Source organism: Salmonella sp. SAL00672 (assembly GCF_046552175.1).
GTDB lineage: Bacteria > Pseudomonadota > Gammaproteobacteria > Enterobacterales > Enterobacteriaceae > Salmonella > Salmonella enterica.
The window spans coordinates 208,243-230,221 of record NZ_JBGDUQ010000001.1; the positions used below are offsets into that span (position 1 = coordinate 208,243).

Genomic DNA, 21,979 nt, shown 5'->3' on the forward strand with positions numbered 1-21,979 from the left:
AAAAGGGCGTCATAAAAATATAAATACGGTAGTGAGAATAATAAGTGCGAAGCATATCATCATTTTTTAACATGAAACGTGCGATGTTGTTTCTGTGAGGTTAAAAGAAAACATCAAAGATATGTCGGCTATGTATTTTTGTCTGATAATACGCTATCGACAGGTAATCTGAGCTGTCTGCAAAAGAACATAATATCTTGCATTCGGAACGAATAATCTTGTTTTGCTGGTAATCTCCACGGTTGTACAACACTGACGCTCGCTTTATTTTATCCTGGTTATCTTTTTAAACCTGACAGAGGTTATTATGTATCAGCGCTGTTTTGACTCCGCCGCGGAGACGATTTTTGAACAGGACAAGACCCCTCGATTTTCACGTTTTGTCATTAGCGATGATCCAAACTGGGAGTCTGGCCATCATATGCATGATAATGAAACAGAGCTTATTTACGTCAAAAAAGGGATAGCCAGGCTAATTATTGACTCTTCACTCTACGTCGCGCATGCGGACGATATTGTCGTCGTTGAGCGGGGGCGGCTACACGCTGTAGCATCCGACAGTAATTCGCCGGCTACCACCTATACCTGTGCGCTGTATGGGTTTTGTTTTCCAGGTTGGGAAGAAAACCAACTATTGCAGAGTCATTCCTGTCCGGTGGTTTCCGTGGTTCAGGGAAAAGAGGTCATTAAAAGTATCTTTAATGAATTAAGCGTGTTACTTCCGCAGGGGAAAAACGTATTGGCTTCCTCTGTATACGATGCATTTGCTTACACCCTGACCGCACTTTACTATGAAAATTTTAAAAATGCCTATCGTTCTGAACAAGGCTACATTAAAAAAGATGTATTAATTAAGGATGTGCTTGTTTATCTCAATAATAATTATCGTGAAAAAATCACGCTTGACCAGCTATCGAAAAAATTTCGTGCCAGCGTCAGTTATATATGCCATGAATTTGCCAAAGAATATCATATATCCCCTATCAACTATGTTATTCAACGACGTATGACCGAGGCCAAGTTTGCGCTGACAAACACTGAGTCGCCACTGGCAGAAATTTCATGGCGGGTAGGATATGAAAATGTGGACCATTTTGCCAAATTGTTTATGCGGCATGTAGGATGTTCTCCCAACGATTATCGTAAGCAATTTAAAAATAGTCTGGTTGAGCAGGCGTATTTGCTGCCAAATACCTGACGGCGAAATTTATCTGATTTATTCGGCCTGATGCCGTAAAGCAGTCAGGCCGAATAAGACGTTCCGGTACGATTCTTACTTGTTCTGATAGTCTTTCAGAATCTGGCGTCCTGCCACATAGATCATAATTTCATCCGTGCCGCCACCGATACGTTCGCAGCGAACATCACGCCAGAAGCGGGAGACACGGGCTTCGTCAGTATAACCAAGCCCACCCATAATCTGAATCGCATCGTCAATCACTTCCATCGCTGTGCGTGCGCAGTACAGCTTAGCCAGCGCGGCGCTGGTACGCAGTGACTCTTCCCGATCGGCCTGCCAGGCGACTTTCAACACCATATTGCGCATGTTTTCGATTTTGATGGCCATTAACGCCAGCTTTTCCTGGATCATCTGGTTATGGCCGATGGGTTTACCAAAGGCGATACGCTGGTTGGCGTAACGGGCGGCATCTTCAAACGCGCATTCGGCGAAACCTGTACTGCGCGCCGCATTAATCAAACGCTCCATCTCAAAATTGTACATGACATTGAGGAAACCCATGCCTTCTTCACCGACCCGGTCGCTTTCGTCCACCTCGACATTATCAAGATAAACTTCGCATGTACTCAACATGTGCCAGCCAATTTTGTGCAGCGGATTAATCTTTATGCCCGGTTTATTTGAGTCCACCCACCAAAGCGTGAACGCTTTTTTAGGATCTTTTGGCTCCGTATCGCGCGCCAGAACCAGCATGTAAGGATATTCTTTTGCACCGGTGATAAATGTTTTTTGGCCGTTAAGATAAACCTTGCCGTTTTTACGCGTCCAGGTTGTTGTGGCGCTATTATTATCAGAGCCCGCGCCAGGTTCTGTTAAGGCTAGCGCATATGCTGGATCGCCGGTGGCCAGAGTACTTTCTGCTGTTTTACGCAGTTGTTCTGCGGAACCAAAACGGCGCATACTGTGAATGCATTGGCCGTTGGTAATCAAAAAGGCCGGAGCGCCGCATTTTGAGATTTCCATCAGCGCCAGCATTTGCGTTACATAGTCAGCCGGAATGCCGCCGAATTCTTCCGGGACGCCCAGCATCGAAATACCGTTTTCCGCCAGCGCCTGCATAAATTCTTTGGGATAGGTGCCCGTTTGATCGCAGGTACGGAAATACTCTTCCGGAAAATTGCTGGTGATTAACTCGCGAATACTGGCCAGTAATAGTTCTTGTTCTTCAGTTAATGAAAAATCCATATTTGTACTCCTTTTAATGTGTTGCGTCAGGAAGCGTGAATCCCATAGTGCTATCGGTAAATAATCTTGTGTCCATCAGTTTTAAATCTGGTGAGATAACCGGTGAAAAATCCATCTTGTCAAGAATATCCCGTTGCAGATCGACGCCAGGCGCAATTTCAATTAAATGCAGGCCATCTTGTTTGAGAGTGAAAACCGCACGTTCAGTGATGTAACGCACATCTAACCCGCGCTCAAGCGCAATTTTTCCACTGAACGTAATTTCCGGCAGTTCGCTGACGAATTTTTTGACGCGACCTTCCTGCAGAATATTTAATTTGCCATCGGTAATTTCAGTTTTTAAACTTCCGGCCGTCAGAGTTCCGCAGAAAATAATTTTTTGCGACGTTGCGCTAATATCGATAAACCCGCCGGTGCCCATAATTTTGCCGTTGAATTTATGTACACCGACATTACCGTGTTGATCCACTTCGGCAAAACTTAAATAGCAGACATCGAGCCCACCGCCGTGATAAAAATCAAACTGTGAGGTCATATCAAGGATCGCGCGGGTATTGACATTGGCGCCGAAGGCCACGCCCTGAGAGGTAATACCGCCCACCGGGCCTGTTTCCACGGTCAGCACGAAGTCATCGGCGCAGCCTTCCTCGCGAGCGACCAGACCAATACCGTCGGCAATGCCTACGCCCACATTGCCTACCGCGCCTTTACGCATTTCAAACAGCGCGCGTCGGGCTACCAGCTTGCGCTGATTAAGGGGCAGGGTAAGCTGGGTACTGTCATCAAGAGTAAAATCCCCGGAGATAAATCGGTTCACCGGCGCGCCGCCATAGAGTTGCGTCTGGTCGGCGTCGACAACCACAATATCCACCAGATAGCCGGGAATACGCACGGATTTTGGATGCAGCGTGGCTTTTTTTACCATTTTCTGCACCTGCATCATTACAATACCGCCATTATTGTGAACGGCCTGGGCGATCACCAGCGCATCAAGATACATCACCTCATCTTCAAATGATGCATAGCCTTCGCTGTCGCAGGTGGTGGCGCGGATAAAAGCCACATTAGGCGCTATCGCTTTATAATAGAGATATTCTTTATTATCGATCTCTACCAGCTTAATGAGATCTTCTTTAGTCACGTCGTTTAATTTTCCGCCCTGTTGGCGAGGGTCGACAAAGGTACCAATACCGATATCGCTCAGAATACCCGGCTGGTGTGCGGCGCTGGCGCGCAGCGTCTGGGTTAATACGCCTTGTGGGTAGTTATAGGCGGCGATTTTATTTTGTTCAGCCAGTTCAGAAATACGGGGAGATTGCCCCCAATGTCCGCATAGCGCCCATTTTACCAGTCCCTCCTGCGCCAGCGGGCTGATGCCGCGATCGGCGCGGTCACCTAATCCGGTAGGGCTAATAATAGATAAATCTCGTGGTGACTGGGTTGTTTGATATTTATCTGCCAGTGCGGTAATTAATGTTGTCGCTTCGAGAATACCGCCGCCTGCGCCCAGAATACATAAAGTGGCCTCATCTGGAATATAATTTACTGCTTCTTGTGCAGAGAGCACGGGAACGCGGCCATTAATGCGTGATGGCTTATTGATTTTCATATTTACTCCACTATTATCCCTGAAAACAATATCGATATAACCGTGTTAAGGTAATAAAGACAGCGGCTTTCAATGAATATGGAACATATTCATGTCAGATAACTATTTATTTTATTGTGGCAGAAAGAGAATATTCCGCCACACGATAAAGTATTACGCCTGGTGCAATATAGTTAATACGGTACGCAGATCGGCTACCGATATTTGTCCCGGCGCAGATGCTTTTTTCACCGCGCCAAACGTTGCCGCAGAACCGAACACTTCGCCGGCAAGACGAGATATTACCCCGGTTTTCGACATCGACATGGTAATAATCGGACGATCCGCATAGCGCTCCTGCATTTCTACAGTGGCGGTAAGTAAGGTCAGGACATCGGCTTTAGTCTGTGGCATGACGGCGATCTTCGGAATATCGGCGCCCAGTTCCTGCATTTTACGCAGACGCTGAATAATCTCTTCCGCTGCGGGCGTTTTATGAAAATCATGGTTAGACATGATCACCGCAACATTGTGTTGATGAGCATAGCCGACGGTGGCTTTCACCTCATCGTCGCCGGTAAAAAGCTCAAGATCGATCATATCGACCAGACCGCTGTCAACCGCTGCACGATTCAGAGCGATATACTGTCCGGTGGTTAGCGCCTGTTCGCCGCCTTCTTTCGCGCTGCGGAAGGTAAATAGCAAGGGTTTATCGGTAATAATCTCCCGGATGGCGCTGGCGGCCTCAAGTACGCTTTCTGCCGTCGTCACGTTGGCAAAATGGTCAACGCGCCACTCCAGAATATCGAAATCCGCTTCACGGTAGGCGAGTGCTTCCGATTTCACATCGGTAATGGTTTTTCCCATTAGCGACACAATGATCTTTGGCGCGCCTTCGCCAACCACGAGATCTCTTACAGTTACGGTTTTCATTTGGTACCCTTCATTGTCATTCGTCGCAATTATAATTTTACCGGTCAGGCTGTGAATCCCATCACCTGCTTCACATAGTCCAATGGAAATGCTTTTCCTGTCCACAGTTCAAACTGTTCGGCTCCTTGCCATAACAACATGCCGTAACCATCAATTGTTTTGCAACCAGCTTGTTGCGCCTGCTGCAATAACTTTGTCATATGCGGATTATAAACACATTCGGTGACCAGCAATTCAGGGCGGAGCAGGGAAACATCGCCGATCAGGGATTCGTTCTCCAATGGTTTCATGCCAACTTTGGTGCCGTTCGTCAGAATATCTGCGCTGGCAAGCGCTTCAGTAAAAGCGTGCTGATCGGCAAGATCGGTGACGGTAACGACGCAATCGGTGTTTTCATTCACCCGCTTCGCAAAGGCAACCGCTTTTTCGAAAAAGTCATCTTTACGGTTAAACAGTTTAATTTCCTTAATGCCTTCAATGGCTGCCTGGGCGCCAATGGCGGTAGCCGCGCCTCCCGCGCCGAGCAGCACCATGGTTTTTCCCCGAATATCGAAACCGCTTTCTTTAATTGCCCGAATATGGCCCGTACCATCCGTGTTGTAGCCGCGTAGATAGCCGTCATCGTTAACAATGGTGTTGATAGCGCCAACCAGTTTTGCTGCTGGCGTTAATTCATCGACATACTCACACGCGAGCTGTTTGTTTGGCATGGAGACGCCCGTACCGCGCATTTTTAATGCTTTCAGTCCTTCAATGGCGCTGGCAAACGTCGTGTTATCCACTTCGAAAGCCATATAGGTATACGGTAGCCCCGCTTTTTCTAACGCTTTGTTTTGCATTTCGGGCGATAAGCTATGACGGATAGGATACGCCATAAGACCAATTAATTCATATTTTGCGGTAACATCCATTTTATACTCCTTAATAAGTGGACAGTGCAGAGCAGGGCGCATGCCTGTTGCGCATAGTTAACATTTTTACTGGAAATAACGCTCGCCAAATCGGACATCGTTTTGCGGGATCTTAAATACGCGATAATAGCGAATAAATACAATAATGGCGGTGATAAATGTCAGTAGTGCAAAGGCAAAATCTAACAAAATGATATATTGCAGGCCAATAGTAGAGAGATAACCGGTGATCAGTGGAATAATAAAGTTAGCTACGCCCCCCATCATCATATATATACTGGTGACTTTAGCTTTACTCTTAGGGAAAAATTCCGACATTACCGATACACCTAATTGTAAAATACCTCCAGCAGCGGAAAAACCAATCACGAAGGCGCCAGCATTACAGATCAGTGGAGAGGGATACAGGTAAATTGCCGCAGCGGTGAGTGTCGCCAGCCCGGCATTGAAAACATTGGCCCAGATGGGGCGAACCATTTTTTTCAGCAATGCGGCAAAAATAAACACGCAAACCAACGATCCCATACTGTAATAAGAGATGGTTTTCAGCGCGTCGGATTCCGCCATTCCGGCGAAGGCCATCGCATATTTAGGCATCCAGACCACAATCACATAGAAGGTTGAGAACGCGGCGACGCCAAATAAAACGGAAGCTACGCCTTCCAGCCAGACGAGGGGAGTACTGTTCATCTGGGGTAATTCTTTCGCAATACTGGCATCGACAAGTTGGCTGGGAAAGCGGCTTTTCAACAGCATCAACGTGATGAGGACGAAAAGGATACCGGGGATTACCACCGCGTAGCCGTACCAGATATGGTTGACTAACAAGGCGCTGACAATAAGGGGGTAAATCATTTGCCCAAAAGAGACCATCGCTTTAACCAGAATAACTGCCGAGCCCGATGCTTTGGGAAAACACTCCATTAATGCAGGGTATCCGCCAGTATCCAGCGCGGAGTTCGCCACGCCGACACACACCGCTAATATGAAAGCGATCATCAGGTTAGGACTGGCGGGAATACCGAAGAAAAATAGCATATATAGTACGGCGCCAAGCAGTATTATTGCCCGACGGCCAAATTTATCGGACAGTACGCCAAAGAATAAAATACTGACCAGACGACCAAGACCAATGCCAGAGATTAAATAGGCGATACCGGCACTATCCGTGGAGAATTTCTGTGCAAGGGAGGTCATGTTCTGGGCTAGTGTAATAACACTCATGCCGTGGAGAAAGTAACTAAAATAAATGCAGATAACAGCCAGCAAATATGGCATGTTGCGAGCCTTGTTCTGAGACATTTGTTCACAGCTCCTTGCTGATGGTTTGATTCAATGTCCTGCTTATTACTGCTTTACTACATGCAGCGATTGTTCAGTAACACTATAAGTCGGTACTGTCGTTATATGTACATAACATGGCGTTTAAAATGCCAGGTTTATTGCATTGGTAGCATTTCATTTGTTAGCCAGGAAATATAAAAATTGCTGCGAATTTGTTGTTTAATACATATAACTCGTGATGCTCATCGCAATTTTTCTGATAAGTGTGAAGATAATGAATAATAATTAACACGAAAATTACATTTTTTGTTTCCCGGTGATAATGGCTAACGTTTTATTTTGCATAGCAAGGCAATAATATTGCAACTGGCACGCTAACATTTATTGTGCAGTTGACGCTGCTTCAGCGTGATGTTGTGATTCAGCCCGACTTCGGTAACCGATGAACAGCGCGAGAAGAAATCCCGCTGCGGCGATACCGGTATCAAACCACATAATATGTGCAATGCTCATTTCTGAAATCCGCGCTGTGATCAACGGAATAGTGAACGTCGCGATACTGCCGGCGCTGTAATAAATGCCGGTCGCTTTACCTTTCTCCTGTGGAAAACGGGCCGCCATCAGCGTCAGGCCGATTTGTACTACGCCACCGGCGGAAGAGAATCCAATGACGAATGCGAAGATCATAACCACATAGGCCTGAGGATGCAGGCAGACCGTCAGAAGCGCAATAAAAGAGATAAAAGTATAAAACATCAATAATGTGGTAGAGCGAATTGTTTTTCTGACCAGCGGGGCGGTTATAAAAACGCACAGTAGCGAGCCGCAGGTATAAATACTTAACAGTTTGATGGATTGGGTATACGACATTCCTGCGACGAACTGTCCATACTGCGCCAGCCACTGGCTGATAAGGTAAAAGGTTGCCATCGAGATATAGCCATAAAGGGTGTAGCTGATAAGATCGATGAGGGAGCAATGATGTACGCCTGCGACAGGCGCTTGCGAGATTTTGGGTTTCAATATCCGACCAGGATAGGGTGGAAAAGGGCAGCGTAATAAAAACAGAGCATTAATAAGCATGATCGCCCCGGCAAGCAGGAAGGACCAGCCAAACCACATATTAGCCCAGACTAATAAACTGATAATAATGGGCAACAAGAATTGCCCGCCAGAGACAAATGCTTTGATCAGAATATTTGCCGTACTGGGGGAGCGAGGGAAGGCTTCCATCAAACTGGGATAGGTACCTGCATCCAAAAAACTGTTGGCCATACCCGCTAAAAAGCCACAGGCATAAGCGACAAAAATCGTCTGAGCATAAAGAATGCCAATGAAAAAAATCAGGTAACAGGCGGTCCCCAGAATGATAAAAGGACGGCGACCAAAGCGATCGGAAAGCATACCGGCGATTAACAAAACGCTTAGCCGGCCAATACCAAGCGAAGAGATCACAATAGATACGCCTGCGGCACTGGTATGCCATTGCTGTTCAAGCGATGACATGTTCAGGCTCATCAGGATAACCCCCATGCCATGTACAAAGTAATTAAAATACAACCCTACAGCGGTAGGGAAATAACGATTTTTCATATTATCTGACTCAGAGATGCCGCCTGAACGTTACAGTGGTATACACAGGCAGGAAGCATATTGGATAGGGTGACAAGTCAATGTCGTGATTGTGTGGTTTTCTATCCGGTATCAATACGATGCGGCGATAACGTTTACGTCTAACACAGCCGCTCCAGATCATGTGCGAAAAGTTCGGCAGCAACAGATTGATAAATTTTCCACTCGATAAAATCCCCCTCTGTATAAATGGACTGAAAAGAAGATAAATCAGGGAAGTAACGCATTGTATTATTGCCGATGCGGTTATTTATTTTGTCAACAATGGCGTTAATTCGTCGCTGTCTCCTGGCTTTCATTTCCTTTAGCCTGGCAATGATTTCTGGAGAGATGGGAGTGTCGCCAGCTTCCCATCGTTGCCAGGTTGCCGAATTATTATCCTGGGTGATATAGATTGTGCATTCTTCAATCGTCATATCAAAAATACGCCGTAGTGCTTGTAGTTCTAACGCGTTCATCATTTTTTAGGCTTTTATATGAAAAAAGTGATGCTATAAATAGCACCACCGACACCGTTTCGACTTGAACAGAATCACACTATTTTGTGCAATATTATTTGTTCGTTGCAGATATCGCGGTGTTGAAGGGAAACGGGAGCTGGCTTATGTAACAATGCAGCGAAAAAAGTTAAAAAAAAAGCCCATCGTAGGAGACGGGCAAAGACTACACACAGCAATTCGTTGTTTCACTCAGGGGATTTCCATGCTTATAAATCAATGTGTTGATTTATAACCGTGTGCTAATAGTAGGCATGAGCACTTTTTGCGTCGATCAGATTCGTCTCAATAGTTTAAAAACTGTAACGGATTTGCGACAGAAATGAGATGCGGCGGGGAACAGACGGGCGAATCAAAATGGAGTGTGCGTTGAATTGATAAACGTCGCTAAAGCATCGGGCGGCAATGCCGCCCGACGGGATTATGACTGCTTGTTGGCTTCCTCGATATCATCCAGCTCTTCAAGGATCTCCTCTGGTTCATTCGTCGGCGCCGGAACTTCATGTACCCATGCGGAGAACAAACGCCAGGTCACGGCCAGAAGCACCGGTCCAATAAACAGACCAATCATACCGAATGCAATCAGGCCGCCGATTACCCCGGAAAGGATCAGAAGCAGCGGTAAATCGGCGCCCATGCGGATGAGTACCGGGCGAATCACGTTATCCAGAGTGCCGACGACGGCGCTCCAAACCAGCAGCACGGTGCCCCAGGTGGTGTCGCCTGTCCAGTAAAGCCAGATAATGGCTGGAATCAATACCGGCAACGGCCCCAACTGAACCAGACACGAAAGGATCATCACTACCGTCAACAGGGTAGCGTAAGGCACGCCGGAAATCGCCAGCCCGACGCCGCCAAGTACCGCCTGTACCAGCGCGGTGACCACCACGCCAAGCGCCACGGCGCGGATCGCCTGGGCAGCCAGCAGAACCGCCGCATCGCCGCGTTTAGCCGCGAGACGACAGGCAAAATGGCGTATACCCATCGCCACTTGTTCGCCGCGCCAGTAAAGCAGGGCGCTAAACAACAGCATCAGGGCGCAGTGCATCATAAAGCGTCCGATATGCGCCGCCTGACCGACAAACCAGGTCGTGGTTGTGCCGATATAAGGCCGCACTTTCGCCATAATAGCGCTACCGCCCATATCCAGCAGGCTATGCCATCCGGCATACAGTTTGGCGCCAACCAACGGAATATTATTTAACCATGCCAGATCGGGTAGCGTCATATCGCCGCCGGTCACTGCATGGATGAGCGGGCCGCTACCATCGACAATGCTGTTCACCAGCAAGGCGACGGGAATAACGAAGAGCAGCACTAACAGCAGCGTCATGACCAGTACGGCAAGCGAGCGGCGGCCCCACAATATTTTTTGTAATTTCAGCAAAACGGGCCAGGTCGCGATAACAATCGTACCTGCCCATGCAAACCCCAAAATAAAAGGCTGTACTATCCACAAACAGGCCACAATCATGATGGCTAAAAACAGCACCGATAGCAGCACTTGCGCAATATCCCTGGGCTGACGAACATTTACCATAAATACTTTTCACCTTTGTCTTTGCGCCAGAACGTTGGCGCGACGTGAACATGCAAACCACACCCTATAATGATGAGCAATTTCAGCGGTTTTTAACAGGCCGATTCTGCATGTAATTCTGTTGGGCGCACAGGAAAAAAATGTGATACAACAAATAACGCAACACGCAAACGATTAAGCATCCCTTCCTGTGCGTAGACCGCTCGCGCTCGCCGGGTTGGGCGCCACCGTTCACAACATAGACCGCAGGAAAAGGTCAATATAATGATTCCACAAATTTCTCAGGCACCCGGCGTCGTTCAGCTGGTGCTCAATTTTTTACAGGCGCTGGAGCAGCAAGGGTTTACGGGCGATACGGCAACCAGCTATGCCGACCGTCTGACAATGTCGACCGATAACAGTATCTACCAGCTTCTTCCCGATGCTGTTGTGTTTCCCCGTTCTACGGCGGATGTCGCGCTTCTTGCCCGTCTGGCGGCGGAGCCGCGCTTTACGTCGCTGATATTTACCCCTCGAGGCGGCGGTACTGGCACGAATGGCCAGGCGCTAAACCAGGGCATTATTGTTGATATGTCCCGCTATATGAACCGCATTATTGAAATTAATCCTGAAGAGGGATGGGTGCGGGTAGAGGCGGGAGTGATAAAAGATCAGCTTAATCAAGCGTTAAAGCCGTATGGCTATTTTTTTGCGCCGGAACTTTCCACCAGTAATCGCGCCACGCTTGGCGGTATGATTAATACCGATGCCTCCGGTCAGGGTTCGCTGGTCTATGGAAAAACGTCAGATCACGTCTTAGGCATACGGGCCGTATTGTTGGGGGGCGATATCCTTGACACGCAATCGATGCCCGTAGAGCTTGCCCGGACGCTGGGTGAAAACACGACGATGCCAGGCCGCATCTATCAGACCGTCTATCAGTCCTGCCTGGAAAACCGTCAACTTATCCTCGATAGCTTTCCAAAGCTCAATCGTTTCCTGACAGGCTACGATTTACGCCACGTCTTTAACGATGACATGACCCGCTTCGATCTTACCCGCATCTTAACGGGGTCGGAAGGGACGCTGGCGTTTATTACTGAAGCCCGGCTGGATATTACCCCGATACCCAAAGTCCGCCGTCTGGTAAATGTAAAATACGACTCCTTTGATTCCGCGCTGCGTAACGCCCCTTTTATGGTTGATGCGCGCGCCTTATCCGTCGAGACGGTCGATTCCAAAGTCCTTAACCTCGCGCGGGAAGATATTGTCTGGCACTCCGTTAGCGAATTGATTACCGATGTGCCGGATAAAGAAATGCTTGGCCTGAATATCGTGGAATTCGCGGGTGACGATGAAGCGCTTATTGACGGACAGGTCGAGGCGCTGTGCCACCGGCTGGATGGCCTGATGGCACGTGCGGAAGCGGGCGTGATCGGCTGGCAACTTTGTACCGATTTGACGGGTATTGAGCGTATTTACGCGATGCGTAAAAAAGCGGTAGGGCTGCTGGGTAATGCGAAAGGCGCTGCCAAACCGATTCCTTTCGCGGAAGATACCTGCGTGCCGCCTGAACATCTGGCCGATTACATCGCCGAATTTCGCGCTCTGCTGGATGGTCATGGCTTAAGTTACGGCATGTTCGGCCACGTGGATGCCGGGGTGCTGCATGTGCGTCCGGCGCTGGATATGTGCGATCCGCAGCAGGAACTGTTGATGAAACAGATCTCCGATGAGGTCGTCGCGCTGACCGCCAGATACGGTGGGCTGTTGTGGGGCGAGCATGGAAAAGGTTTCCGTGCGGAATACAGCCCGGCCTTTTTCGGCGAAGTCCTGTATGGCGAGCTGCGCAAAATAAAAGCGGCTTTTGATCCGCATAATCGACTTAACCCGGGTAAAATCTGTCCGCCGCAAGGGATAGAGGCGCCGATGATGAAGGTGGATGCGGTAAAACGCGGCACCTGGGATCGGCAAATCCCGCTGGCGGTACGGCAGACCTGGCGCGGCGCTATGGAGTGTAATGGTAACGGCCTGTGCTTTAATTTCGATGCGAAAAGCCCGATGTGCCCGTCGATGAAAATTAGCCTTAACCGGATCCACTCGCCGAAAGGGCGGGCGACGCTGGTACGGGAATGGCTCCGTCTATTGGCCGATCGCGGCGTCGATCCGCTGAAGCTGGAAAAGGAGTTGCCGGAAAAACGCGCCAGCTTACGCACGCTGATTGCCCGCACCCGGAATAGTTGGCACAAACGCAAAGGCGAGTATGACTTTTCCCATGAAGTTAAAGAGGCCATGTCCGGCTGTCTGGCGTGTAAAGCCTGTACGACCCAGTGTCCGATTAAAATCGATGTTCCGGAGTTTCGTTCACGTTTCTTACAGCTTTACCATACGCGTTATCTGCGTCCGGTACGCGATCATCTGGTGGCGACGGTCGAGACCTACGCGCCGCTGATGGCGCGTGCGCCAAAGACCTTTAACTTTTTTATTAACCAACCGATGGTTCGCAATCTGGCGAAAAAACATATCGGTATGGTGGATTTACCTCTGCTTTCTGCCCCTTCATTGCAACAGCAACTGGTGGGCCATCCGTCTGCCAATATGACGCTTGAGCAACTGGAGCGCATGAGCGCCGAGCAAAAAGCGAAAACGGTACTGGTGGTTCAGGACCCGTTTACCAGCTACTACGACGCTCGGGTCGTAGCGGACTTTATCCGCCTGGCGGAAAAACTGGGCAGGAGGCCGGTATTGTTACCGTTCTCGCCGAATGGTAAGGCGCAGCATATTAAAGGTTTTCTTAATTGCTTTGCGAAAACGGCGAAAAAAACCTCTGAGTTCCTTAATCGGATCGCTGCGTTGGGGATGCCGATGGTGGGCGTCGATCCGGCGCTGGTTCTGTGTTATCGCGACGAATACAAACTGGCGCTGGGCGAACAGCGCGGCGATTTTCATGTGTTGCTGGTGAATGAATGGCTGGCGCAGGAAATAAATGCAAGACTGTCCGTCGAGGTGAGCGGCGAACCGTGGTACTTTTTTGGTCATTGTACGGAAGTCACGGCTTTACCCGGCGCGCCTGCGCAGTGGGCCGCCATCTTTGCCCATTTTGGCGCGAAGCTGGAAAATGTCAGCGTAGGCTGCTGCGGTATGGCGGGCACTTATGGACATGAACTAACCAATCATAAAAATTCGCTGGGAATTTATGAGCTATCCTGGCATCAGGCGATGCAACGTTTACCGCGAAACCGTTGCCTGGCAACCGGTTATTCCTGCCGAAGCCAGGTTAAACGCATTGAAGGTACGGGCGTGCGTCACCCGTTGCAGGCATTACTGGAGATTATAGGTTGATCTGGAAACGTGAAGTGACCCTCGATGCGCTTAATGCGATGGGGGAAGGGAATATGGTTGGCCTGCTTGATATCCGCTTTGAGCGTATTGGGGACGATACGCTGGAAGCGACAATGCCCGTCGATCATCGCACCAAACAGCCGTTCGGCTTGCTGCATGGCGGAGCGTCTGTGGTGCTGGCGGAAAGTATCGGCTCGGTCGCAGGTTATCTGTGTACGCAGGGGGAGCAAAAGGTGGTGGGGCTGGAGGTGAATGCCAACCATGTACGGTCGGCGCGTCAGGGGCGCGTACGAGGCGTCTGTAAAGCGTTGCATACCGGGGCTCGCCATCAGGTCTGGCAGATAGAGATCTTTGATGAACAGGGACGTCTGTGCTGTTCTTCGCGCCTTACTACGGCGATTGTGTGACGTTGTCACCATAAAAGTGTGATGCATATTGCTTTTGGTCAAAATGTGCGCAGAAAAAGGTGATATACTGTGCACGTTTACACATAAGCGAGGATGATATGTCTACTGATTTAGACCCAACCCAACTGGCGATTGAATTTTTACGCCGTGATAAAACCGAACTTTCTCCCGCGCAGTATTTGAAGCGTTTAAAACAGCTGGAGTTAGAGTTTGCCGATCTCCTCACCCTCTCTGCAACCGAACTGAAAGAAGAGATCTATTTCGCCTGGCGGTTGGGCGTGCATTAATAAAGTCTGTGTAGGCCGGATAAGGCGTTAGCCGCCATCCGGCTATGTTACCAGGCAATCTCACCAGACACTGTCCCCAGGTAATAGATAACCCCCTTGATTTTGTTTAAAAAAAATACAGATCGCCATTTGTGCTAAAAAGGCGCGCGTTCTTTATGAGATTATTCTTATGCCCCTTCAAGAGCTAAGCCATTAAGAGTGCCGGAGATAAGCGCCGGATGGGGCCGGAACCCTTAAGCCTGTATTGAACAGACTTAAGGGTTTTTCTTTTCCGGGCGCGTAAAAAACTAAGGTCTGTCAATAACCGCTGGCATGTCGTCAGCCGTATGATTATTCAAAATACGGTTAGCCAGCACACCTGACATCATCGATCCGTTAACGTTCAGTGCCGTGCGGGCCATATCAACGATAGGTTCGATGGCAATAAAAATACCGACCAGCGCAACGGGAAAATTCAACGTCGACAGGACAATCAGCGTCGCGAACGTACCACCGCCGCCGACGCCGGCTACGCCAATAGACCCTAGCGCAATGGCAGGCAACATCGCGGCCAGAAAATGCAGCGAGAGAGGATCAATGCCGATGGTGGGCGCAATCATCGCTACCATAATAGCCGGATAAATCCCGGCGCAGCCATTTTGCCCCATACTGGAGCCAAACGAGGCGGAAATATTGGCAATGGTGCTTTGTACGCCAAATTTTTCCTGGGCGGAAATGGCCAGCGGGATAGAGGCTGCGCTGCTGCGGGAAACAAACGCAAAGGTTAAGACGGGCCAGACCATTCTGAAATAACGCGCTGGATTATTACCGCTGAGGATCAGCAAGATGGCATGCACGATAAACATCATGAAAATCGCGATATAACAGGCGCCGATAAAACCAAGTAAGCTGGCGAATTGTTCAAAGTGGTATGATGAAAATACGGTAGTCATTAATGCCATGACGCCATAGGGCGTTAATGCAATAACGATACGTACCATCTTCATGACCCAGATCTGGATAGCGTTAATGCCTGCGCTTAATTTCTGACCTTCTTCCGGCGCCTCTTTTTTGACCTTTAACAGAGCGATCCCCGCTATTAGCGTGAAGATAACGATGCCGATAACGGAAACACTTCTGGCCCCCGTAAGATCAAGAAAAATATTAGTCGGAATCAGCGATGTCACTAACTGGGGAATCGACACCGCGGCAGTCTTATTGACTTCTTCTGTAGTTAACATTGACGGCATGTGCACAAAAGCGCTGGCGTCAAGCCCCAGTATATGGGCGGTCAGTAATCCGATAAAACCAGCAGCCATCACCAGGCATAACATGCATCCGACGATCGTCAGCGACATTTTTCCGATGCCGGCACTATTTTCCAGTTTATTGATGGCGGAAAGAATAGAAATAAAAATTAGCGGTATAGCGACCAGTTTTAGCAGGTGGACGTAACCATTGCCGACGATGCTGTACCATTCGATAATAGTTTTAGTGTGATTTGCTGAAATAAAATGTAGGGATAAACCAATAACAGCCCCTAAAAAGATAGCGATAAAAACGCTTTTCGACAGGGAATCGCTTTTTTGATTAATTCTCAAGATGACCCACGAGAAAACCAAAAAAAGTACGATATACGCGAGCGTAACAACCATATTTTAAGCCTCTTGCCTCATTCAGCACCTGAAATGCCGGAAAGAGTTTACATAAACCTATAGCTCAAACTGAGTTATAGAACCGCAGCGGATTATAAAGAGCGCAACGCCAGGTATCCATACAAAAAATGGGGTTCTGACCTCGCCGCCCGGCAATGTCGACAGCCTATTAATTAAATAGTCATTTTCTATACATCTTTTCGTTTTTGACCTGTCAGAACGGTTAATATCTTATAAATCATTACTTATCAAAAAGTTAAGTTGTTTTTTGTCTGTCGTATGACCTGGCGGACAGGGTCTATGCTTAATAAAAGGCGCTCAATATGACCATTTGTTGGAAAGCCCCTGCGGTTAAGGGGTTGAAGTGATAATCATTATCACTAACATGCTGTTATATCCTGGTGATTTAGAACGCGAGGTAACTCTATGGAATTGCATTCAGACACGTTTAACCCGGAGGACTTCCCCTGGCAAGGGCTGACGCTAACGCCAGCGGCGGCAGCGCACATACGTGAACTGGCAGAAAAGCAGCCGGGCATGTTGGGCGTGCGGTTAAGCGTAAAACAGACGGGATGTGCCGGATTTGGCTATGTTCTGGATACCGTTCGGGAGCCGGATAAAGACGATCTGGTTTTTGAAGCCGAAGGCGCAAAGCTTTTCGCACCGTTACAGGCGATGCCTTTTATTGACGGAACAGAAGTGGATTACGTACAGGAAGGGCTGAACCAGTTATTTAAATTTCATAACCCCAAAGCCCAGAATGAATGCGGCTGCGGCGAAAGTTTTGGGGTATAGGCGGTACTATGTCTCGTAACACTGAAGCAACGGAAGAGGTCGGCATCTGGACAGGCGGACGCCTTAATTACAAAGAAGGATTTTTCACGCAATTACCCACTGATGAACTGGCAAAAGGCATCAGCGAAGAGGTGGTGCGCGCGATTTCCGCAAAGCGTAACGAACCTGAGTGGATGCTGGAATTTCGTCTCAATGCCTATAGAGCCTGGCTGGACATGGATGAACCGCACTGGCTGAAGGCGCACTACGATAAACTGAACTATCAGGACTACAGCTATTACTCTGCGCCATCATGCGGAAACTGCGACGATAACTGCGTTTCCCAGCCGGGAGCCGTACAGCAAACGGGCGCGAATACCTTTTTGAGTAAAGAGGTTGAAGACGCCTTCGAGCAACTTGGCGTTCCGGTTCGCGAAGGGAAAGAGGTCGCCGTCGATGCGATTTTTGACTCGGTCTCCGTAGCGACCACATACCGTGAAAAACTGGCGGAACAGGGCATTATTTTCTGTTCTTTTGGCGAAGCGATACACGATCACCCTGACCTGGTCAGGAAATATCTTGGCACCGTCGTGCCGGGGAACGATAACTTTTTTGCCGCGCTGAATGCGGCAGTCGCTTCCGATGGGACATTTATCTATGTTCCCAAAGGCGTGCGTTGCCCAATGGAGTTATCCACCTATTTTCGCATTAACGCTGAGAAAACCGGTCAGTTTGAGCGCACGATTCTGGTGGCGGATGAAGGCAGCTATGTGAGTTATATCGAAGGCTGCTCCGCGCCCGTACGCGACAGTTATCAGCTCCACGCCGCGGTAGTGGAAGTCATCATCCATAAAGATGCTGAAGTAAAATATTCCACCGTACAAAACTGGTTCCCGGGCGACAACAACACGGGCGGCATTCTGAACTTTGTGACCAAGCGGGCGTTGTGCGAAGGGGAAAACAGCAAGATGTCGTGGACCCAGTCGGAAACCGGTTCGGCGATTACCTGGAAATACCCGAGCTGTATTCTGCGCGGTGATAATTCTATCGGCGAGTTCTATTCCGTTGCGCTGACCAGTGGACATCAGCAGGCTGACACCGGCACCAAAATGATCCATATCGGTAAAAACACGCGCTCAACCATTATCTCAAAAGGCATTTCCGCCGGCCACAGCCAGAACAGCTACCGTGGGCTGGTAAAAATTATGCCGACGGCAACCAACGCCCGAAATTTCACCCAATGCGACTCCATGTTGATTGGCGCGGACTGCGGCGCGCATACGTTCCCGTATGTTGAATGCCGCAATAACAGCGCGCAACTGGAGCACGAAGCGACAACATCACGCATCGGTGAAGATCAGCTTTTCTATTGTTTGCAACGCGGCATCAGCGAAGAAGACGCTATTTCGATGATCGTCAACGGTTTCTGCAAAGACGTTTTCTCGGAACTGCCGCTGGAGTTTGCCGTTGAAGCGCAAAAACTGCTGGCGATTAGCCTTGAGCACAGCGTCGGTTAATGATGAAGGAAAACCCATGTTAAGCATTAAAGATTTACAGGTCAGTGTGGAAGAAAAAGCGATTTTGCGTGGCCTGAATCTGGAGATTCGCCCCGGCGAAGTTCATGCCATTATGGGGCCGAACGGTTCCGGGAAAAGCACGCTCTCCGCCACTCTGGCGGGACGTGAAGATTATGAGGTCACCGGCGGCTCGGTTACGTTCAAAGGTAAAGATCTGCTTGAACTGTCGCCGGAGGAACGGGCGGGCGAAGGGATTTTTATGGCCTTCCAGTACCCGGTAGAAATCCCCGGCGTCAGTAACCAGTTTTTCCTGCAAACCGCGCTGAATGCCGTGCGCGCCTACCGCGGGCAGGCGTCGTTGGATCGCTTTGATTTTCAGGATCTGATGGAAGAGAAGATCGCATTGCTGAAAATGCCGGAAGATTTGCTGACCCGTTCGGTAAACGTCGGTTTTTCCGGCGGGGAGAAAAAGCGCAATGATATTTTGCAAATGGCGGTGCTGGAGCCGGAACTGTGCATCCTTGATGAGTCGGACTCCGGACTGGATATCGATGCGTTGAAAATTGTGGCGGAAGGCGTCAACGCGTTACGCGACGATAAACGCGCTTTTATTATCGTGACCCACTATCAGCGCATACTGGACTATATCAAACCCGATTACGTCCATGTCCTCTATCAGGGGCGAATTGTCCGATCCGGCGATTTTACTCTGGTCAAACAACTGGAGGAGCAGGGTTATGGCTGGCTTACCGAACAGCAGTAAAGCGCTACAGCAATGGCAGCATCTCTTTGAGGAAAAAAGAGAAAGTCGAACTGAGCAGGCAAGACAACATTTACAACAGATGTTACGTCTGGGATTGCCGACGCGTAAACATGAAGACTGGAAATACACGCCGCTGGAGGGCTTAACCCATAGCCAGTTTATCCAGCAGTGTGTGACTATCAGCGCCGCACAGCGTGATGCGCTGGCGCTGCAAATCGATGCCGTGCGGCTGGTGTTTGTCGATGGTCGGTTTATGCCAGATCTCAGTGATAGCACGCAAAACAGCGGATTTGACGTTAGCGTCAGGGATGAGCGCCAGACGCTTGCCGCGCCGGTACAGCCTGAGGTTTTTCTGCATCTGACGGAAAGCCTGGCGCAATGTGTCACGTATATACAGGTACGGCGAAATCAGCGTCCGACCAGGCCGCTACTGTTAATGCATATCACGCAGGGCGTGGATGGCGACGAGCTGAACACCGCGCATTATCGCCACCATCTGGCGCTGGCGGAAGGCGCGGAAGCGACGGTTATTGAGCATTATGTCAGCCTTACAGCGGCAAAACATTTTACCGGCGCGCGTCTGACGATGAACGTTGCAGACAATGCGCAACTGCGTCATATCAAACTGGCGTTTGAAAATGCGTCCAGCTATCACTTTGCGCATAACGATCTTCTGCTGGCGACAGACGCCTCGGCGTTTAGCCACAGTTTTCTGCTGGGCGCCGCAGTACTACGTCACCACAGCAGCTCACAACTGAATGGTGAAAACGCGACGCTTCGACTGAATAGTCTGGCGATGCCGGTGAAAAATGAAGTCTGCGATACGCGGACATGGCTGGAACATAACAAAGGCTACTGTAACAGCCGCCAGTTGCACAAGACCATCGTCAGCGACAAAGGACGCGCGGTCTTTAATGGCCTGATTAACGTGGCGCAACACGCCATTAAAACCGACGGCCAGATGACCAATAATAACCTGTTGTTGGGGAAACTGGCTGAAGTCGATACCAAACCGCAATTAGAGATCTATGCCGATGACGTGAAGTGCAGCCACGGCGCGACGATCGGGCGTATTGACGATGAGCAGATGTTTTATCTGCAATCACGCGGCATCAGGCAGCAGGAGGCGCGGCACATGATTCTTTACGCGTTTGCCGCAGAGTTAACGGAAGCTATCCATGATAGCGCCCTTAAACAGCAGGTGCTGGCGCGAATCGGCCAGCGACTGCCCGGAGGCCTGGTATGACATTTCCTGTAGAAAAAATACGGGCGGATTTTCCCATACTGCAGCGTGAAGTTAACGGCCTGCCGCTGGCTTACCTGGACAGCGCAGCCAGCGCTCAAAAACCTAATCAGGTGATTGATGCTGAATCTGCCTTCTACCGTCACGGCTATGCTGCGGTACATCGGGGTATCCATACGTTAAGCGCGCAGGCGACCGAAAGCATGGAGAATGTGCGTAAGCAGGCGTCGCGGTTTATTAACGCCCGCTCCGCAGAAGAACTGGTGTTCGTGCGCGGTACGACGGAGGGCATTAACCTTGTCGCCAACAGTTGGGGAACGGAAAATATTCGCGCCGGGGATAACATTATGATCAGCGAGATGGAGCATCACGCCAACATCGTTCCCTGGCAGATGCTGTGCGAGCGCAAAGGCGCTGAACTGCGCGTGATCCCATTGCATCCTGACGGTACGCTGCGGCTGGAGACCTTAGCAGCACTGTTCGATGACCGAACCCGACTGCTGGCCATTACCCATGTTTCCAATGTGCTGGGGACGGAAAACCCACTGCCGGACATGATTGCGCTGGCGCGCCAGCATGGGGCGAAAGTGCTGGTGGATGGCGCCCAGGCCGTGATGCACCATGCTGTTGATGTCCAGGCGCTGGACTGCGATTTTTACGTTTTCTCCGGCCATAAACTTTACGGGCCGACCGGCATCGGTATTCTGTATGTTAAAGAGGCGTTGCTGCAAGAAATGCCGCCGTGGGAAGGGGGCGGGTCGATGATCTCGACCGTCAGCCTGACGCAGGGAACGACATGGGCGAAAGCGCCCTGGCGTTTTGAGGCGGGAACGCCGAATACTGGCGGCATCATCGGTCTCGGCGCGGCAATTGACTATGTGACGTCGCTGGGACTGGATAAGATTGGCGATTATGAGCAGATGCTGATGCGCTATGCGCTGGAGCAACTGGCGCAGGTGCCTGATATCACGCTGTATGGTCCGGCGCAGCGGTTGGGCGTCATCGCGTTTAATCTGGGTAAACACCATGCTTACGACGTCGGCAGCTTTCTTGATAATTACGGCATCGCGGTACGAACGGGGCATCACTGCGCGATGCCGCTCATGGCCTGGTATGGCGTGCCGGCAATGTGCCGGGCTTCGCTGGCGATGTATAACACCCATGAAGAAGTGGACCGACTGGTGGCAGGATTAACGCGTATCCACCGCTTATTGGGATAACAG

The 21,979-nt window shown here is 49.7% G+C and carries 18 protein-coding genes and 1 other RNA gene; 9 read left to right on the top strand and 10 right to left on the bottom strand.

Going from position 1 to position 21,979, the window contains the following annotated elements:
• Positions 1-307 precede the first annotated feature (307 nt).
• On the top strand, positions 308-1,198 hold the full coding sequence (locus ACLJTG_RS01110) for an AraC family transcriptional regulator (protein ID WP_000284832.1): 891 nt from the start codon (positions 308-310) through the stop codon (positions 1,196-1,198).
• A gap of 75 nt (positions 1,199-1,273) precedes the next feature.
• Here ACLJTG_RS01110 and ACLJTG_RS01115 read toward each other — a convergent pair whose 3' ends face one another.
• The 9 genes from ACLJTG_RS01115 to ydiK all read right to left on the bottom strand — a co-directional run bounded on the left by ACLJTG_RS01115 (position 1,274) and on the right by ydiK (position 10,810).
• Positions 1,274-2,425: an acyl-CoA dehydrogenase gene (locus ACLJTG_RS01115; RefSeq protein WP_000347819.1), complete on the bottom strand. Its 1,152-nt coding sequence runs from the start codon at positions 2,423-2,425 to the stop codon at positions 1,274-1,276.
• A gap of 13 nt (positions 2,426-2,438) precedes the next feature.
• The gene (locus ACLJTG_RS01120) at positions 2,439-4,034 is read right to left on the bottom strand and encodes an acyl CoA:acetate/3-ketoacid CoA transferase (RefSeq protein ID WP_000700599.1); all 1,596 of its coding nucleotides are present in this window, start codon (positions 4,032-4,034) and stop codon (positions 2,439-2,441) included.
• 153 nt (positions 4,035-4,187) lie between these two features.
• Positions 4,188-4,946 (bottom strand): type I 3-dehydroquinate dehydratase, encoded by a 759-nt coding sequence (aroD, locus tag ACLJTG_RS01125; protein WP_079951486.1) that lies wholly within the window; start codon positions 4,944-4,946, stop codon positions 4,188-4,190.
• Between the two features lie 44 nt (positions 4,947-4,990).
• Positions 4,991-5,857 (bottom strand): quinate/shikimate dehydrogenase, encoded by an 867-nt coding sequence (gene ydiB, locus ACLJTG_RS01130; protein ID WP_000383488.1) that lies wholly within the window; start codon positions 5,855-5,857, stop codon positions 4,991-4,993.
• A 66-nt stretch (positions 5,858-5,923) separates the two neighbouring features.
• Complete coding sequence (locus tag ACLJTG_RS01135; protein ID WP_000081209.1) at positions 5,924-7,159, bottom strand: MFS transporter; 1,236 nt, start codon at positions 7,157-7,159, stop codon at positions 5,924-5,926.
• Positions 7,160-7,522: 363 nt separating this feature from the next.
• Positions 7,523-8,734: an MFS transporter gene (locus tag ACLJTG_RS01140; RefSeq protein WP_000797666.1), complete on the bottom strand. Its 1,212-nt coding sequence runs from the start codon at positions 8,732-8,734 to the stop codon at positions 7,523-7,525.
• A 140-nt stretch (positions 8,735-8,874) separates the two neighbouring features.
• Positions 8,875-9,234: a YdiL family protein gene (locus tag ACLJTG_RS01145; protein ID WP_000980455.1), complete on the bottom strand. Its 360-nt coding sequence runs from the start codon at positions 9,232-9,234 to the stop codon at positions 8,875-8,877.
• A gap of 167 nt (positions 9,235-9,401) precedes the next feature.
• Positions 9,402-9,509, bottom strand: an RNA gene (gene rprA, locus ACLJTG_RS01150) — antisense sRNA RprA.
• 182 nt (positions 9,510-9,691) lie between these two features.
• Complete coding sequence (gene ydiK, locus ACLJTG_RS01155) at positions 9,692-10,810, bottom strand: AI-2E family transporter YdiK (RefSeq protein ID WP_000248615.1); 1,119 nt, start codon at positions 10,808-10,810, stop codon at positions 9,692-9,694.
• A 264-nt stretch (positions 10,811-11,074) separates the two neighbouring features.
• Here ydiK and ACLJTG_RS01160 point away from each other — a divergent pair, with 264 nt between their 5' ends.
• From ACLJTG_RS01160 to ACLJTG_RS01170, 3 genes are all read left to right on the top strand, one after another.
• On the top strand, positions 11,075-14,131 hold the full coding sequence (locus tag ACLJTG_RS01160) for an FAD-linked oxidase C-terminal domain-containing protein (RefSeq protein ID WP_198898119.1): 3,057 nt from the start codon (positions 11,075-11,077) through the stop codon (positions 14,129-14,131).
• On the top strand, positions 14,128-14,538 hold the full coding sequence (menI, locus tag ACLJTG_RS01165; RefSeq protein ID WP_000637930.1) for a 1,4-dihydroxy-2-naphthoyl-CoA hydrolase: 411 nt from the start codon (positions 14,128-14,130) through the stop codon (positions 14,536-14,538). Before ACLJTG_RS01160 ends, menI begins: the two co-directional genes overlap by 4 nt.
• Positions 14,539-14,636: 98 nt before the next feature.
• Complete coding sequence (locus tag ACLJTG_RS01170) at positions 14,637-14,825, top strand: YdiH family protein (RefSeq protein ID WP_001537749.1); 189 nt, start codon at positions 14,637-14,639, stop codon at positions 14,823-14,825.
• Positions 14,826-15,112: 287 nt separating this feature from the next.
• Here ACLJTG_RS01170 and ACLJTG_RS01175 read toward each other — a convergent pair whose 3' ends face one another.
• Positions 15,113-16,459 (bottom strand): L-cystine transporter, encoded by a 1,347-nt coding sequence (locus tag ACLJTG_RS01175; RefSeq protein WP_080102176.1) that lies wholly within the window; start codon positions 16,457-16,459, stop codon positions 15,113-15,115.
• 426 nt (positions 16,460-16,885) lie between these two features.
• On the opposite strand from ACLJTG_RS01175, the gene sufA reads away from it, so the two are divergent.
• Genes sufA through sufS form a run of 5 tightly spaced genes read left to right on the top strand, consistent with a single transcriptional unit; the run spans position 16,886 to position 21,976 of the window.
• Positions 16,886-17,254 (top strand): Fe-S cluster assembly scaffold SufA, encoded by a 369-nt coding sequence (gene sufA / locus ACLJTG_RS01180; RefSeq protein ID WP_000418970.1) that lies wholly within the window; start codon positions 16,886-16,888, stop codon positions 17,252-17,254.
• A gap of 8 nt (positions 17,255-17,262) precedes the next feature.
• A complete protein-coding gene (gene sufB, locus ACLJTG_RS01185) occupies positions 17,263-18,750 on the top strand; it encodes a Fe-S cluster assembly protein SufB (protein WP_000089375.1) in 1,488 nt (495 codons plus the stop codon).
• A gap of 16 nt (positions 18,751-18,766) precedes the next feature.
• Complete coding sequence (gene sufC / locus ACLJTG_RS01190) at positions 18,767-19,513, top strand: Fe-S cluster assembly ATPase SufC (protein WP_000948902.1); 747 nt, start codon at positions 18,767-18,769, stop codon at positions 19,511-19,513.
• Positions 19,488-20,759, top strand: a complete 1,272-nt coding sequence (gene sufD, locus ACLJTG_RS01195) for a Fe-S cluster assembly protein SufD (protein WP_000907944.1) — start codon at positions 19,488-19,490, stop codon at positions 20,757-20,759. Before sufC ends, sufD begins: the two co-directional genes overlap by 26 nt.
• Entirely contained in the window at positions 20,756-21,976 is a 1,221-nt protein-coding gene (gene sufS, locus ACLJTG_RS01200) for a cysteine desulfurase SufS (RefSeq protein WP_000143845.1), read from the top strand. The genes sufD and sufS overlap by 4 nt, the downstream gene beginning before the upstream one ends.
• Positions 21,977-21,979 lie beyond the last annotated feature (3 nt).